The sequence below is a fragment of the Lacticaseibacillus hegangensis genome (assembly GCF_003946465.1).
Lineage (GTDB): Bacteria > Bacillota > Bacilli > Lactobacillales > Lactobacillaceae > Lacticaseibacillus > Lacticaseibacillus hegangensis.
This window is the reverse complement of sequence record NZ_RHOL01000030.1, coordinates 1-15,450: the sequence shown is the minus strand read 5'-3', so window position 1 is coordinate 15,450 and position 15,450 is coordinate 1. Positions and strand designations below refer to the sequence as shown.

Genomic DNA, 15,450 nt, shown 5'->3' with positions numbered 1-15,450 from the left:
CTAGGTAGCAGTAGCATATAATGAGAAGCACAGTTAATAAGAATTAGAGGAGACTGAAAATGAGCAGAGAAGACTATCCGCGGCCAGACCTGGTCCGCAAGCAATGGCAAAACTTGAACGGCAAATGGGCGTTTGCGTTTGATGACGCGCGCCAGGGCCTGAGTCTGGGCTGGCAGCGCGGCGAGGGTGACATGAACCAAACCATCAATGTGCCGTTTGCTTACCAAGCCAAGCTGAGCGGCATTGGTGATCGCACCCCGCATGATCATGTCTGGTATCGGCGCCACTTTACAGTCGACCATGGCGAAGACGAACGCGTGCTCTTGCATTTTGGTGCGGTGGACTATGCGGCATCAGTTTTTGTCAACGGTCAGATGGTCATTCAGCACGAAAGCGGGGAGACGCCGTTTCAAGTTGATGTGACGGCTTACCTGACTGGCGGCCAGAATTTGCTGGCCGTGCTTGCCGACGACCCGCATGCGGACGAGACGATCCCGCGGGGCAAACAGACGTGGGAGGAGCGGCCGCGTTCGATCTGGTACACTAATACGACGGGCATCTGGCAGACTGTGTGGCTGGAGGTCGTGCCGGCGACGTATCTGACGGGCGTGCGCTTCACACCGCAGTATGACCAAGGGGCAGTGACGATCGATGCGGCTTTAAATCAGCTGCCTGAGCAGGCGGCGATTGAGTACCGGATCACGTTTAAGGGCGAGTTGGTGGCAGAAGGCCGCGTGACTGCGACCGCGCGGCACATGCAGTGGGGCGTTGACCTGCTTCAAAATCACATTTTTCGCTCGAATTTCCACTGGGCCGGGTGGAGCTGGACGCCGGAGCACCCGAACCTGTTTGAGGTTGCGCTCACAGTGGGGAAGGATAGCGTGGCGAGTTATTTTGGCATGCGCAAGCTGAGCACAGCTCATGGCATGGTGTATCTCAACAACCGCCCGTATTACCAAAAGCTGGTGCTGGATCAGGGTTACTGGCCAGACGGAGGGTTGACTGCGCCGACCGATGAGGCGTTCAAAAAAGATATTATGCTGGCGAAGGCCATGGGGTTTAACGGCTGTCGTAAACACCAAAAAGTCGAGGATCCGCGCTTTTTATACTGGGCTGACCACTTGGGCTATTTGGTGTGGGGCGAGTGTGCCTCGGCACCAGTCTTCAACCATGACGCGGTGCGGCGCTCAATGCACGAATGGGATGAGATTATCGCGCGCGATTACAATCACCCCAGCATCGCCGTGTGGACCCCTCTGAACGAGAGCTGGGGCGTGCCAAATATTCAGTTCGATCGCCAGCAGCAGCACTTCGCCCAGGCGCTGTATCATGAGATTCACAGTCTGGACCAGACCCGCCTGGTCAGCGGCAATGACGGCTGGAGTCAGGTCGAGACGGATCTTTGCACCATTCACGACTACGGCCACGGTGAAGATGACGAACCCGAAGCGCAGGCCGCGTTCAGACAACGGTTGGCGACGCCAGACAATCTGCTTGCCGCCATGCCAAGTGATAAGCGGATTTTCGCCGACGGGTTTAGCTGGCAGGGGCAACCGATGCTGCTGACCGAATGCGGTGGCGTCAGCTTCGAGCCAGGGGATGCTGGCGGCTGGGGTTACACCGTCGTAAGTTCACCGCAAGCTTACTTGAAGGCGCTCGAGCGCATCGTCAGCGCGATTTACGCATCACCGGTGCTGTGGGGCTTTTGTTACACCCAGCTCACCGATGTGGAGCAGGAGATGAACGGGCTGCTGACCTTTGACCGCGCCCCGAAGGTTGCGGCGGCCGAGATTAAAAAAATTCTGGATGCGTATCACCCAGAATCAGTTGTGTCACCTGCCAAGTAACTCGATTACATGGCCAAAATCTAGCCGCGGAAAATGGGTTTCTGATAATTTTCGAACCAGCCGCTGGCCAGACTGCGCTCTGCAGCAAACACTAATCGGCGGCTCGGATCCGCCTTGACCGACCAATTTGCCTTGGCAAACTGGTCCCGAACGGCGTTGGCGCCGGAGGTTGTCTTGGTTACAATGATGTACATTTTGGTGCCGTGGTCGTTCTGGAACGCGGCCGCGCTGGTGATGTCGCTGCCGTATTGGGTTTTCAAATCCGCTAACGCTTGGCCGGTCACCGTCTGCTTATTGGCAACGGGCAAACCGCGCGCCTCAACGTCGGCGAGATGACTGGCGGCGGTGCGTGGTGCTTGTTGGCTTGTTTCGGCGTTGTTCTGGCCACTTGACCGGCCGACCGCACAGGCGCTCAAGAAGGTGAAGGGAATCAAGGCCAGGAGGACAATTTTGGCTGCGTGCATTTTCATCAAATCAACTCCTGATCAATCGTTATCTTCATGATAGCAAGCTGGTGGCAAGGCGGCCTCGGCCCCAAGGCTTATCTTCCCTGAAGGACGCCAAAAAGTACGACGTAGCCGGCAAAGTCGCCGATGCGCTTGCGATTAGTTGCGGGATCGCCGAGTTCAGCAAGCCAGTTCGGGATGTCGTAGTGGTTCATCGTGAAGCGATTCAAGGCGCTCAGGGTCGCAATAAAGCTGTTGTGATTGCTGGTGCGTTTGGTGTCGATTGCGGCACGCTGCTCGTGGGTCTGCTCGTTCCAGTTCACGCGGATCGGGACATAAGCCAGCGCCGCGTCAATCACATCTTGCCAGAGCTCATGAAAGTCATTGTCGGTTTTTGCCTGGTCAAAAGGAAGCTGGCTGTAAATCTCATAGGCTTGGTCCATGGACAAGGCATCCGGCCGCTTCAGGTAGTTTTGTAGGTCAAACATGTTAACGCCTCCTAATTTCTATTAACTCCATCATACCTGTTTAGTTGTCCCCCGGTGCCGATTATCGCAATAAATATGATTTTGTACTATCGGGTAGCGTTTTACGTCAGCCCGTTGCAATCTTTTTCAGGTAAGAATAAGATAATGCTTGTATACAAAAGAAATTTAACATTGGTTGGCCAACCAGAGAATGTGAGCTTTGATTATTCCAATTTGCATATTAGTAATAAATGCGGAGCGGTGTGACAAAAAGTTTTCTGGTTGACCTTTTTATGTGTGAAATTGAGGTACTAGTGATGACTGATGGTGGAGGAGAAAATCGATGAAAAAGCGTTCGTTTGGTTGGGTGCTAATATTGGCAACGGTGCTGGCAATCGGGGGCGACAGGTTGCGGTCAGAATTCAGCGGCCAAGTCGAGTCAGACCGCCTCTAGCCGATCGGCAAAGAAAGCGTCGGCTAAGAAGGCCTCGGCCGAAAAAGCGGCCAAGAAAAAAGCTGCCAAGAAGAAGGCGGCAGAAAAGGCCAAGTTAGCAGCGTCGAAGTCGTCGTCCGAAGCGGCTTCCTCGTCAGCGGCCGCTTCATCATCAGCCGCAGCCAGTTCATCCGCCGCAACTTCTTCACAGGCGGCAGCTAGCAAGAATAATTTAGCAGCGAATCTGACTGCGGATGATTGGGCAGTTCTTGCTTATTTTGCTGTTGGATCGCCAAATTCAACTCAGCCACAGCCCGCGCCATCAATTGCAAGTCTTGACACGATTGCGCAGAATTCAGTGCTGAACCATGAAGGCAGTATCACGCACATCTCAGAAAGCACGGGCGCTTCGTATTCGAATATCACGGCAGTTGGCAGCGATGCAGTGAGAGTTGAAATGCCCAACGTTTCTGTTAACCAGGTGTTAACGAAAAGTCAGTTAATCAAAACCTTTGTTAACACACCTGAAGACGTCCATAATTTGCAAGCCCTAAGGGAGTTGATGGTTCAACAGGGTGCTGCAGATCAAGCAAACTACTGAACGTGGATACAGGTTTGAACAGCAATTTACATGAATGAGGGGTAAAGACTGATGAAAAAGGGTTCATTCAATTGGGTGTTAGTCCTGGTAACGGTGCTGGCAATCGGGGCGACAGGTTGCGGTCAGAATTCAGCGGCCAAGTCGAGTCAGACCGCCTCTAGCCGATCGGCAAAGAAAGCGTCGGCCAAGAAAGCCGCGGCCGAAAAAGCGGCCAAGAAAAAAGCTGCCAAGAAGAAGGCGGCAGAAAAGGCCAAGTTAGCAGCGTCGAAGTCGTCGTCCGAAGCGGCTTCCTCGTCGGCGGCCGCTTCATCATCAGCCGCAGCCAGTTCTTCAGCCGCGGCAGCCAGTTCTTCTGCAGCCGCGGCAGCAACACCAGCCGCGTTGGCGGCGCAGCTGACACCAGAGGACTGGGCGGTGCTTGAGTATTATGGCAGCTGGGGATTACCTGACCACCCCGTATCCGCACCATCGATTGCGGAAGAGGGCCAGTTTGCCACCAATGGGGTGCTTGAGTACCAAAACGGGGTAATCCGAATCTCAGATGGCGCCGATTCAGATGGTTACATCGATAATATTACTGCGACCTCAATTCGAATGTCACGGGATGGCATTACGAGCAATGATGACAAATCTTTTTGGGTTGGAATGTATATTCACACCCCCCAAGACATCAAAAATATCAAAGAATTGCGGGCATTATTGGTGAAAAACGGACAGTAATTGTGTTTGAGGTCGATGATCACTGTCGGCACAGGTCGCATGATTTCGCTTTCCTATCAGTGTGAAGGTGATGTAGTGAGCCTGCCCGTTGCGACACGCCCTTTTACCTTCCTGCCCAGTTTATGGTTCATTTCTCCGTGCGGCGCAAATGTGAAAACTAGTCACGCGTTGGGTATAATGCAAACAGAAATGATGACAGGCGGCAGTCTGCCAGAAAAGAGGGACCCTCAATGCAGCTGATCATTGCGCCGGCAAAGAAGATGCAAGTTGATCAAGAGAGTTTCAAGCCGACTGCATGGCCGCGGTACATTGACCAGGCCCAGGCCTTATTGGCGGCGTTGCAGCGCTTGAGCTATGACCAGGCCAAGGCGCTGTGGCGGTGCAGCGACCAGCTGGCCAAGCCTAATTACACATGGCTGAGTCACATGGATCTGCGCCGGGCAGTCACGCCGGCGGTCATGAGTTACGTTGGCATTCAGTATCAAAGTATGGCCCCGGGCTTGTTGACGGAGGCCGGACTCAGGTACCTGAGTGAACATCTGCGGATTTTGTCAGGCTTTTACGGTGTTCTGCGCCCGTTCGACGCCATTGTGCCGTACCGGTTGGAGCTAGGCAGCGGATTTGCGGTTGGTCGGGCCACCAATCTCTACGAATTCTGGGGCGACCGGCTTTACCAGGCGCTGGACTGGCGAGCGCCGGTGGTGAACTTGGCGTCGAATGAGTATGCGAAGGCGATCACGCCGTATCTCAAGCCGACCGATCGACTGGTGACGGTTGTTTTTGGCACGCTCAAGGACGGTAAGATCAAAACGCGCGCCACGTACGCCAAGCAGGCGCGCGGCGCAATGGTCCGCTATGCAGCTGAGCACCAGGTCGACACACCCGCGGCACTCACGCAATTTGATGATCCTCGCTACAGCTATGCCTCAGCTTATTCAACACCAAAGCGTCTGGTCTTCCTGAGTCGTGAGATGCACCGTTAACTTCCGACCGGATAAAAAAAGACCCGTGCCGTAAAGCACGAGCCCGAAAAGTTATTGGGGATTGCCCGGCTCATCATCCTGGCCAGTTTGTGAATTGGCTGATGGTGGGGTCGGGCGCTTTTTTGATTTGCGGCGCGGCAGCTTGCCTGCCATCGCAGCTGGAATCGCCGCCGCCGCGCGGGTTACGGTGTGAAGTTGCGCTTGCCGTGCAGCCTGCTTGTTCGCCTTGGCTTCAGCCTTGGCAGCCTGATGGGTGGCGATCATCTGGCGACTGGTTTCAATCGTTTCTTCAGTCGCGTAATAGGCACGAACAAAGGCGTTGGGGGCGACTTTCGTATTCGCCTTGGGGGTCGTTTCGAGAATCACATTTGGCTGGCGAGTTGCCAGTTTTGGGGCTGGGGTCGCCATGATCAAGGCGTACTGCAGGTGGTAAAAGTCCAGGACGCGTTTGGCCTCCTCTAGCGGCAGGTCGACCAGCGCCGGCATTTTGAAATCATCCTTGTGTTTTTCCATGTGGGCGTCGACCACCTTGGCGCCTTCATCAACCACGCTCGGTGCCACTTTGGCGATGGCGTCGGCGACGCTGCCAACGCCAGAAATAAGTTTGTCTGCGACGTTGAATGTTTTCCCTGCCAGCTTCTTCAGACCACCGGTGCTGCCTTTACTGTTCGTCATTTGCGCGTCCTCCTTTGGCAATCAATCTACTACCCTAAATATAACAGGTTGAGGATAGACATGCCTAGCTGATCCGCGTTGCGAATCACTTGCATTGCGGATGGGCGGGCCGGCTTGTATGATGAATGGACAGCTAGTGTTATTTCGACATCAGGACATTTTTCACAAAAATCGTGAGGTAAAACTATTGATAGATAAGCAAACCATTCAGATTGTCCAGCAAGGCGTGTCCGGTATCTCGGCACACCAGGTCAGCGCCGTCTTAAACTTAATGGCGGATGGCAACACGGTGCCGTTCATTGCGCGCTACCGCAAGGAAATGACTGGCAGCTTGGACGAGGTCCAGATTCAGGCGGTTGAGGAAGCCTACAAGCGGGCGGTCGCCTTGCAGGCTCGCAAAACCACCGTGCTCAAAAGTATCGAAGAAGCGGGCAGGCTGACCCCGCAACTGACCAAAAAAATTCAGGAGGCCAAGAAGCTCCAAGACGTTGAGGACCTTTACTTGCCATACAAGCAAAAGCGCGAAACGAAAGCGACCATCGCCAAAAAGCGCGGGCTTGAGCCGCTGGCCCGCTGGATTTTAACTTTTCCGACAGGGTCCTTGGATTCGCGGGCTCGCCGTTACCTCAATCCGGCCAAGGAGCTGAAAACTGAAACCGACGTACTGGCCGGGGCCCACGAAATCTTGGCCGAGCGGTTCAGCGAAAAGGCCTCAGTCCGCAATTGGGTGCGCGATTACACCAAGCGCACGGGCGAAATGACCGCAACGGTCAAGACCAAGGGTAAGGCCATCGACGAAAAAGGTGTCTACCAGCATTACTATGATTTCACCGAGAAAGTTTCGCGCATGACAGCGACCCGGACGTTGGCGCTCAACCGCGGGGAAAAGGAAAAGGTCCTGACCGTGAAAATCAAGGTCGACCAAGGCGCGGTGATGCGGTTCATGCACAACCGTTGGATCGGGTCGCACCCGGATAGTTTTGCAACGGCGTTTGTTGAGGAAGCTTATGAGGATGCATATAAGCGGTTTATCGGCCCGGCCATCGAGCGCGAGGTCCGCGCCGAGTTGACCGACACCGCCGCGGCAAAGTCGGTCAAGGTCTTCGGTCAGAACCTTTACAATTTGCTGATGCAGGCGCCAATTAAAGGCAAAGTCGTCCTGGGCTTTGACCCGGCGTATCGCACCGGCTGCAAGCTTGCCGTGGTCGACGAGAACGGCAAGCTGCTGGCCACGGCGGTGATCTATCCGCACAAGCCGGCGCCTGCCGCCAAGCGTCAGGCAGCGGCCCGCGACTTCAAGACACTGCTGGAAAAATATCAGGTGACCATGATTGCCATTGGCAATGGCACCGCCAGTCGCGAGTCCGAGCAATTTGTTGCGCAGGTGATCAAGCAGCTGCCCCGCGAGATTTTTTACGTCATCGTCAACGAGGCGGGGGCGTCTGTCTATTCGGCCAGTCAAGAGGCGCGCGATGAGTTTCCCGACCTGCATGTTGAGCAGCGCAGTGCCATCAGTATCGCGCGCCGTCTGCAGGATCCCTTGGCCGAGCTGGTCAAGATCGATCCGGAGGCGATCGGGGTGGGTCAGTACCAGCACGACCTGCCGGCCAAGGCAATGGCCAGTGAGGTCGACGCGGTGGTGGAGCGGGCCGTTAACCAGGTCGGCGTCAACCTCAACACCGCCAGTTATCAGCTGCTTGCCCGCATCTCTGGACTGTCTAAGACCATTGCGCAAAACATCGTGACCTATCGCGACGAACATGGCCGCTACCTCAGCCGCACTGAGCTGAAAAAGGTGCCGCGGCTCGGCCCGAAAGCATATGAGCAGGCCGTGGGATTTCTGCGCATCATCGGCGGCAAGCAGCCGCTCGACAACACCGACATTCATCCGGAAAGTTATCCGGTCGCCAAGAAAATGCTCGCTGCTGCTAGCGTGAAGCCTGGTGAGCTGGGGACGCCTGCAGCGGGTGAGAAACTCAAGGCGCTTGACCTGACGGCTTTTGTTTCCAAAGCCGCTGGTGCTGCCACTGTCAAAGATATCGTTGCCAGTCTTCAAAGCCCCGGCCGCGATTTGCGCGACAGCATGCCGGCGCCGCTTTTGCGCAGTGATGTGCTAACGCTGGAAGATTTGCAGCCTGGGATGAAGCTGCAGGGCACGGTGCGCAATGTGGTCGATTTTGGCGCGTTTGTCGACATCGGCGTGAAGCACGACGGCCTGGTCCACTTGTCCCGCATGGGGCCAAAGTTTGTGCGCGACCCCAATACCGTGGTTGCGGTTGGCGATATCGTTGATGTGTGGATCGAAAAGGTGGACTTGCAGCGTGAACGTATTGCGCTGAGTATGGTGGCGCCGAGAGCTTGAACAGAGGCAGACTGGTAAAATGGTCTGCCTTTTTGACACAAAAATAAATTAAAAAACACTTGTAATTAGTAAGTAAAGAGACTATATTGCATTTGTGCGAAAGAAAGCAAAGGAGGCAATTAAGATGAAGAATATTGGATTCTTGAGTTTCGGCTTCTGGCAAAAGAACAATTCAGTGGTCAAAACCGCTCAGCAGAGCTATGAGGAGTCCGTTCAATTGGCGGTCGAAGCTGAGAAGCTGGGGATCGATGGCGCCTGGTTTCGGGTGCACCATTTCGCCGATCAGATCGGTACGCCGTATCCGCTGATGGCCGCCATCGCCGCGAAGACTTCCAAAATCGAAATCGGGACGGGCCTGGTGGACATGCGTTACGAAAATCCCTTCATGATGGCCGAAAACGTCATGTCAACGGATGTGCTGGCGCAAAATCGGGTCCAGCTTGGCGTTGGCCGTGGTTCACCGGAGCAGGTCAAAGATGGCTGGCAGTACTTCGGGTACGACTACACTGAAGAGGAGATCAAGGACATTGCGCGGGCCCGGGCGCTTAAGTTTCTCGACCTTTTAAAGGGTGAGCGCTTCGCCGAGCCGAACGCCCAGCCAATGTTCCCGCAGGAGCCTGGGCTACGACGGCTCGAACCATTTTCGCCAACATTACAGCACCGCATCTGGTGGGGCGCCGGCAGCCAGGCCACCGCGATCTGGGCGGCTGAGCATGGCATGAACTTGATGTCCTCGACGCTAGTGAACTACGAGTCTAACGAGCCGTTCCATGTTCAGCAGGCCAAGCAGCTGCGCGCCTTCAAGGACGCCTGGAAGAAAGCGGGGCATGATTTTGAGCCCCGGACGCTGGTTACTCGCTCGATCATGCCAATTGTGAGTGACCTGGATCGTCAACTGTTCGCAGAAGGCACGCAGACCCAAGATGAGGTCGGTTACTTGGCTTACCACCAGAACCCGACGATTTTCGGCAAAATGTTTGTCGGTGAGCCCGACCAGTTGATCAAAGAATTGGGTGAAGACGAGGCGATTCAAGAGGCAGACACCATCCTGATCACCGTGCCGTCGACGCTGGGTGTGGATTACAATGTCCACCTGTTGAAGACCATCATGACCGATATTGCGCCAGCCCTCGGTTGGAAATAGCAACACGCCAAAGCGCGAGTGATCGCGCTTTGATTTTGGCCAAAAATATTTTGCGTGTTTCCATTGACAGCGGTTACATAACGTGCTATTCTGATTTCGGATGATGGGAGGGCGAGGTAGGAACAACCTTGTCAGAGTTACCCGGAAACTCCCTGGCGATCCGACCTGCACTTTAGGGTTGACCAGGCATGCTGAGCCTTCAGATCTGTTAGGCTATGAAGACTGCGTTAGAAGCGCAGGGTCCTTCCAGGACGCATGACAGGATGCTGCTATCACTTTCCTAACTTAATAAAGCGACTCAAAGCGGCGACGCAGCGAGGATAGCAGGCAGGGGCAACCCTGCAATAAAGGCCACCAGGGTTAAACCTGGTGGCAGGGGACACCATTTTGAGAGAAATGGTGTCCTTTGCGTGCCCTAAACCTTGTTTGCCGCTTCGCAGTTTCTAGAAAGTTTCAAGAAACTGCGATGTTTTTTCTTTTCGCTTGGCAGCTGCAGTTCTGGTACAATAGCGCCAGGCCATTGAATGGTCGTTATCAGAAGGGATGTGTGCTTATGTTGAGTATTGTAGCGGGCGTCGACCAGACACCGGAGGACTACAAAGCTTAGTCTTCCATGGATTACGGAGGACAAAAATTTTGAATTTTAAGAATTATGGCGATTATACCGCGCAGGCACTAGCGAGCGGCTTTTCGATTGCCCGCGTGATTGAAACCAGTCATCAGCAGTATATGATTATGACTGAGGCAGGGCCGTATCGTGCACAGGTAGCCGGTCGTATGGCCAACCTCGCACTGGACGCCGAGGATTTTCCGACGGTTGGCGATTGGGTCCAAGTCAGGATGCCTGAAAATCAGGCCGACATGGCCACGATTGAACGGCTGAATGCCCGGACGTCCGTGTTTCTGCGCAAGGCTGCCGGCAGGCGCAGCGAACCGCAGCTGGTCGCGGCTAACGTAGACTGGCTGCTGCTGTGCATGGCGCTAGACGCGAACTTTAACCTGCGTCGGCTTGAACGCTATCTAGCAGTGGCCACAGCGTCGGGCGCGCAGGCGGCGATCGTGCTGACCAAAGCGGACCGGGCGACTGACTTAGCAGCGCAACTGGCTTCAGTGGCAGAAATCAGCGGCGCCGCGCAGGTGCTAGTGTGCGATGCCACCAAGCCGTCAGGGCTCAGTGAGCTGCAGACCTTTATGCAGCCGCAGCTGACGTATGCTTTTCTCGGCTCGTCTGGCGTTGGCAAGTCAACACTGATCAATCATTTGATGGGGACGGCCAGCCTGGCCACCCAGACTGTACGCGCAAGCGATAGTCACGGGCGCCATACCACTACCGCGCGGCAGCTGCTGGTGTTACCCAGTGGCAGCATCGTGATCGACACGCCGGGAATGCGCGAGCTCGGGCTGCTGGCAGCGGATGTCGACGCGACCTTTGAAGACATTCAGGCGCTGGCGCAGCACTGCCGGTTCAGTGACTGCACCCACCAGCATGAGCCGGGGTGTGCGGTACAGGCCGCAGTGGCCCAAGGAGCGCTTAGTGCAGACCGATTGGCCAGCTACCAGCGGCTGAAGCAGGAACGGGCCCAAAACGTTGAGATGCGTGGTAAGGCCCGGGAGAATGCAAAAATTGACCGCATGTTTGGCAGTAAAAAGCAAATGAAGGCTTTTCGCCAGTCCGTCAAAGCACGTCGGCGCTAAGCTTACTTGGCGCCAAAGCTAAGAATTGGATAAGCGACGCGCTTAGGCGCACTTGCCGGGACTTGATGCAGATTGCACCGATCCCGGCTTTTTGCTGAAAGATGAAGCCTTTACGATGAGGTCGATAAAGATTAAACTAACAGGCATTCCCATTGTCTGGAGGTGCATCATGCAGATTGCCGCATTTGAATCTGATCCGCACACGATTGCCGAACTGGTCGATCTCATTTTGTTTTGCCAGGACACAGAGGCCCGGCTTGGAATCACTATGGCTGAGCAGCCGGACGTGTTCGCGATTCCGGAATATTATCTGGCGTCTGGCGGCGGGTTCTGGGTTGCAAAAGATGACGCGGGGCATGTGGCCGGGTGTATTGGCCTGCTAAAGCTGACGTCAACTACTGCAGTGCTCAAAAAGTTCTTTGTCTATCCCCAGTTTCGCGGTCGGCCGACTAGTCTGGGCTGGCAGTTGTATCAAGTGCTGATTCAGGAGGCCGTAGCAAAAGGCTTTACGCGCCTGGTGTTAGACACGCCAGAGGCCGAGCACCGCTCTCACCGGTTCTATGAGCGCCAAGGCTTACGCGCTGTCGGCGTGAGGATTTAGGCGGCGACTACGCATTTCCGGACCGGGCGAGTCGGTTCTATCAGCTGGACCTGAAGGCTGAGTGAGCCGGTTACGCAGCGGCAAAACTTTTATGTTCGCGACCAAATGACCAGGACCCGACCGTATTTTTGGCAGGTTCTGGTCATTTTGGTGGGCACAAAAAAGCCACTCGATCTGATTCGAGTGGCAATCGTACATCTAGGACAATTTGGGTTTCAGCGGCGCCTGAATCCAAGAAGTACGGTGACTGCTTCTTGGCGGGAAGGGCCAGCCAGCTCAACCTTGACTACTTATATACAGTTGACTGGCTGAATGTTCGATGGCATCGACCAATTTTTGTGTTAGTTCATGTGATAGAAACGTTATTCACTCCTACATGGGTGTTATGGCAAAAGTCTGGACAACAAAAGAAGAACGCGTTGGCGTTCTTCTTTTGTTTGCAGTTAGGCAGTCGCCTTACTGATGGCATCTGCCACGGCGTCTTGCAGCGCGTGGCTGGTGACTGACGCACCGGTCACCGCATCGACTTCTGGGGAGTTGGCTGCGACCATCTCGTGAGGCAGTTCCTTGATGGCCTTCAAGCCAACGTCGGCGCTTTCGCTTTGCTTGAGCACTTCGACGTTTTCCAATTTACCTGAATCGTAGGTTACCCGAACGACGATCTCGTTGCCCATGCCGGCGTCGCTTTTCCCGATGTATTGGTTAGGCCCAACCGGGTAGTCAGACGTTTCCGGTGTGCTGGCCTCGTGGGCCGAGGCGCCGGTGGACGCGTCTGACTGCTCGGTCGTCTCCTCATGGTCCGAAGCACCGGTCGAGGCGTCGGTGGTCGTCGTCTCCGCGGCTGCTGGGGTCAGACCGTGGGCTGCGTTTTCGCCGGCGATTTTACCCCAGATCAGGCACTCGGCCAGGTTGTTGCCACCTTGATACTGGTTGGCGTTGATGCCGCCAAGTTCACCAGCAGAGTACAGATTCTTGATGGCCTCGCCATCGGTGTTCAGCACTTCAGCCCGGCTGTTGCGCCGCGGGCCGCCTTGCGTGTTGAGCACGGTCTGGCGCAACGGCACGGCGTAGTATGGCCCGTCGTCAAACGCGCGCATCGTGCTTGCCGGCCGGTCGAAGGCATAGTCGCGACCGGTTTCGGCGAAGTGGTCGAAGTCTTCCCGAGCCTTGACCAAGACGTCGGGCTTGGCGTTGATCAATTTGGCCAAGTCTTCCAGGCTGGCCGCCTTGACGGTGATGTCGTCGAAATTGTCGACTGGTAACTTATTGGCATGAATCGCGTCCCACTGCGTCTGATCAAAAATCAGGTGTGGGTGGTCATTAGCGATTGGAACCTGCCAGGTGCCGTGATAGTAAATGTGGCCGTGCTTGTTAGCTTCGGCTTCGTTGAAGTACCGCGAGCCGTCGTCGCCAACCGTGAAGGTACTGCCGTCAGCGGCTTTTGGCCAGCTGAGGATTAAGCGGCCGCGGGTGCCAGCAGGACCAGCAAAGGTCAGCCCATGCAGCATGCCAAGTGATTCATAGTTTGCCATGTGCCACATGTCGGCACCGACTTCTTCACCCAACTTGATGCCGTCGCCTTTGTTATAAAGCGAACCGATTGGGGCCAGGCGGGAAGCCTTCAGGTAATCCTGAATCATTGCTGGATTGTTTTCAAACCCGCCGGTGGCTAAAATGACGCCGCCGCGCGCCTTGATGTCTAGCAGAACGTGATCATGCTCGATCTGTGCACCAAGTACGGCACCGGTTTCCGGGTCCTGAACCAGGTGCTTGGCCGGTGAGCTGTACCAGACCGTAATGTTGTTGCTGCGGTCGAGAACTTCTTTGCGCAGTTTTTTCCATAGTGCGGAGTCGAATTGACGCTCATGTACGACCAGCAGGTCATACGCGTTCACGCCGGGAAAGTCAGGAAATTCATGCAGAATCCCGTGCAAGTCGACCTTGCTGTGATCCCAGTCCTTAGCGATACTCAGGGGCTCCACACCCAGATACTTGCGGAAGTAGTCGGGCATCTTGACCATGCCGTCAACGTAGGTATCGATCATGTCCTCGTCGAGGTTCATCGGCGCGGTCATCGCCTTGTAGTAAGTTTTAAGCTGGTCAAAATCGGTGCCTGCGCCGACGACTTGGCCAGCGTACCGAGTATTGCCGCCTTCATGGCCTTCCGGTGCGGAATCGACCAGCAGCACCTTAGCACCAGCGTCTGCAGCGAACCGCGCGGCGGTTGCCCCGGCACCACCGAAGCCCAAAACCACAACATCAAAACTCTGATCCCAGGTTCTTGCGACACTCATTTGATGGTTCTCCTTTGTCTCGTCACTGTATAAGTGGATAAATTTAATGAATTGACTGAAGCATTCGTCAAGAAACTGGACGGTTTTCTGGTCCTTCAACGCGCCGTTCGCATCGAATGCCGTTGCCGCATGGGGCAACATGAACTCATTGCCAGGCAGCACGCACGCATCAACGCCGGGAGCATCAAGGACATGCCGCAGGTCCATTTGGGCCCGGACCGTTCCTTGAGCGCCCAGGGAAGCACCAACGATCATGATCGGCTTGCCAGCAAGCGAATGATAACTTGCGGACAGCCATTCGATCACGCTTTTGAGACTTGCGGTCATGGAATGATCGTATTCAGGGGTGGCAATAATGACTCCGTCGACAGCCTCCACTTTACGAATCAGGGTTTCAATAGCCGGAGGAAAATGATCTAGCTCATCCTCATTGAACATTGGCAGGTCACGAACCTCCTGTAGGTCGATCGTCGCCTTGTCGGCAAAATGAGCTTTCATATACTTCAGCAACGTGCGATTGTATGACTTGGTCGCGTTGTTGCCGACGATTGCGAGTAATTTCACCTCAGCATCTTCTTTCTATAAAATAAAATTTTCACAAACACTTACGCGATCATTGTAGCGCTATTACGAACTATTCGTAATCGTCAATATTAGGACCTGGGCAAGTTGCCTCACGCGTATTCCTGATCCCAGACAGTAGAATGGTGGCACGAAAGACCGTGGCTAAAATGTGTCAATCAATTTTGTCGTTAAAGCTGACATGGCTTGTGGTGATTTGCGCTTGCATGTTGTCGATGCGTTCGTTGCGTTTGACAGTCACGGCATAACTGGCATTGTCGGTAAGGGTCTTTGCCATGCGTAGTCTTAACTGTTGACTAGCTGTCAGCGGCCTGCTTTACGGGGGATGACGCGAAGTGGCACATCGCGGATTCAGACATGCTGGCTGTGATTGAGATTTACTGTCACTGATGGCGGTCATAAAGGTGTCGCTGGACGAAGAGGCGGGTCTCGATAATGACAATCACGATACAAGACCTTCAGTTGCTGACGCAGTTCATGAAACAATCGGACAAGAATTCTGGCAGGTTAAATGAATGACTTCCCCCAGTTTACAATTCAAGTGCAACACCCTGACGACTAGACCAAAAAGGCCATGAAGACCTATTCTTGTTAGTACTA

At 54.7% G+C, this 15,450-nt stretch carries 13 protein-coding genes; 7 read left to right on the top strand and 6 right to left on the bottom strand.

Features of this window, described 5'->3' with window-relative positions; all coding sequences use genetic code 11:
• Positions 1-59: 59 nt before the first annotated feature.
• Entirely contained in the window at positions 60-1,847 is a 1,788-nt protein-coding gene (locus EKM86_RS09540) for a glycoside hydrolase family 2 protein (protein WP_125757381.1), read from the top strand.
• Positions 1,848-1,867: 20 nt separating this feature from the next.
• Here the strand turns inward: EKM86_RS09540 and EKM86_RS09535 are convergent, their stop codons facing one another.
• The 3 genes from EKM86_RS09535 to EKM86_RS09525 all read right to left on the bottom strand — a co-directional run bounded on the left by EKM86_RS09535 (position 1,868) and on the right by EKM86_RS09525 (position 3,418).
• The gene (locus tag EKM86_RS09535; RefSeq protein WP_125757379.1) at positions 1,868-2,317 is read right to left on the bottom strand and encodes a hypothetical protein; all 450 of its coding nucleotides are present in this window, start codon (positions 2,315-2,317) and stop codon (positions 1,868-1,870) included.
• A 71-nt stretch (positions 2,318-2,388) separates the two neighbouring features.
• On the bottom strand, positions 2,389-2,781 hold the full coding sequence (locus EKM86_RS09530; protein ID WP_125757377.1) for a hypothetical protein: 393 nt from the start codon (positions 2,779-2,781) through the stop codon (positions 2,389-2,391).
• A gap of 418 nt (positions 2,782-3,199) precedes the next feature.
• A complete protein-coding gene (locus EKM86_RS09525) occupies positions 3,200-3,418 on the bottom strand; it encodes a hypothetical protein (protein ID WP_125757375.1) in 219 nt (72 codons plus the stop codon).
• Between the two features lie 427 nt (positions 3,419-3,845).
• Between EKM86_RS09525 and EKM86_RS09520 the strand changes: the two genes are divergently transcribed.
• Complete coding sequence (locus tag EKM86_RS09520; RefSeq protein WP_125757373.1) at positions 3,846-4,514, top strand: hypothetical protein; 669 nt, start codon at positions 3,846-3,848, stop codon at positions 4,512-4,514.
• Positions 4,515-4,744: 230 nt separating this feature from the next.
• Positions 4,745-5,497, top strand: coding sequence for a peroxide stress protein YaaA (gene yaaA, locus EKM86_RS09515; RefSeq protein WP_125757371.1), 753 nt, complete (start codon positions 4,745-4,747; stop codon positions 5,495-5,497).
• Between the two features lie 51 nt (positions 5,498-5,548).
• On the opposite strand, the gene EKM86_RS09510 is transcribed toward yaaA, so the two are convergent.
• Positions 5,549-6,172 (bottom strand): PASTA domain-containing protein, encoded by a 624-nt coding sequence (locus EKM86_RS09510; RefSeq protein WP_125757369.1) that lies wholly within the window; start codon positions 6,170-6,172, stop codon positions 5,549-5,551.
• Between the two features lie 187 nt (positions 6,173-6,359).
• On the opposite strand from EKM86_RS09510, the gene EKM86_RS09505 reads away from it, so the two are divergent.
• From EKM86_RS09505 to EKM86_RS09490, 4 genes are all read left to right on the top strand, one after another.
• Positions 6,360-8,534, top strand: a complete 2,175-nt coding sequence (locus EKM86_RS09505) for a Tex family protein (RefSeq protein ID WP_125757366.1) — start codon at positions 6,360-6,362, stop codon at positions 8,532-8,534.
• Positions 8,535-8,658: 124 nt separating this feature from the next.
• Positions 8,659-9,678: an LLM class flavin-dependent oxidoreductase gene (locus EKM86_RS09500; RefSeq protein WP_125757364.1), complete on the top strand. Its 1,020-nt coding sequence runs from the start codon at positions 8,659-8,661 to the stop codon at positions 9,676-9,678.
• 636 nt (positions 9,679-10,314) lie between these two features.
• Entirely contained in the window at positions 10,315-11,373 is a 1,059-nt protein-coding gene (gene rsgA / locus EKM86_RS09495; RefSeq protein WP_164506239.1) for a ribosome small subunit-dependent GTPase A, read from the top strand.
• A gap of 169 nt (positions 11,374-11,542) precedes the next feature.
• Positions 11,543-11,974, top strand: coding sequence for a GNAT family N-acetyltransferase (locus EKM86_RS09490; protein WP_225419397.1), 432 nt, complete (start codon positions 11,543-11,545; stop codon positions 11,972-11,974).
• A 443-nt stretch (positions 11,975-12,417) separates the two neighbouring features.
• Here EKM86_RS09490 and EKM86_RS09485 read toward each other — a convergent pair whose 3' ends face one another.
• Together EKM86_RS09485 and EKM86_RS12595 are read right to left on the bottom strand one after the other, a co-directional pair.
• Positions 12,418-14,832 (bottom strand): NAD(P)H-dependent oxidoreductase, encoded by a 2,415-nt coding sequence (locus tag EKM86_RS09485; RefSeq protein WP_125757360.1) that lies wholly within the window; start codon positions 14,830-14,832, stop codon positions 12,418-12,420.
• A 172-nt stretch (positions 14,833-15,004) separates the two neighbouring features.
• Positions 15,005-15,127, bottom strand: a complete 123-nt coding sequence (locus EKM86_RS12595; RefSeq protein ID WP_263853480.1) for a hypothetical protein — start codon at positions 15,125-15,127, stop codon at positions 15,005-15,007.
• Positions 15,128-15,450: the final 323 nt, after the last annotated feature.

What these genes read in the sequence shown, in the direction of transcription:
- EKM86_RS09540 (WP_125757381.1), top strand. Translation starts at nt 60, where the DNA reads ATGAGCAGAGAAGACTATCCGCGGCCAGACCTGGTCCGCAAGCAATGG.
- EKM86_RS09535 (WP_125757379.1), bottom strand. Translation starts at nt 2,317, where the DNA reads ATGAAAATGCACGCAGCCAAAATTGTCCTCCTGGCCTTGATTCCCTTC.
- EKM86_RS09530 (WP_125757377.1), bottom strand. Translation starts at nt 2,781, where the DNA reads ATGTTTGACCTACAAAACTACCTGAAGCGGCCGGATGCCTTGTCCATG.
- EKM86_RS09520 (WP_125757373.1), top strand. Translation starts at nt 3,846, where the DNA reads ATGAAAAAGGGTTCATTCAATTGGGTGTTAGTCCTGGTAACGGTGCTG.
- yaaA (WP_125757371.1), top strand. Translation starts at nt 4,745, where the DNA reads ATGCAGCTGATCATTGCGCCGGCAAAGAAGATGCAAGTTGATCAAGAG.
- EKM86_RS09510 (WP_125757369.1), bottom strand. Translation starts at nt 6,172, where the DNA reads ATGACGAACAGTAAAGGCAGCACCGGTGGTCTGAAGAAGCTGGCAGGG.
- EKM86_RS09500 (WP_125757364.1), top strand. Translation starts at nt 8,659, where the DNA reads ATGAAGAATATTGGATTCTTGAGTTTCGGCTTCTGGCAAAAGAACAAT.
- EKM86_RS09490 (WP_225419397.1), top strand. Translation starts at nt 11,543, where the DNA reads ATGCAGATTGCCGCATTTGAATCTGATCCGCACACGATTGCCGAACTG.
- EKM86_RS12595 (WP_263853480.1), bottom strand. Translation starts at nt 15,127, where the DNA reads ATGGCAAAGACCCTTACCGACAATGCCAGTTATGCCGTGACTGTCAAA.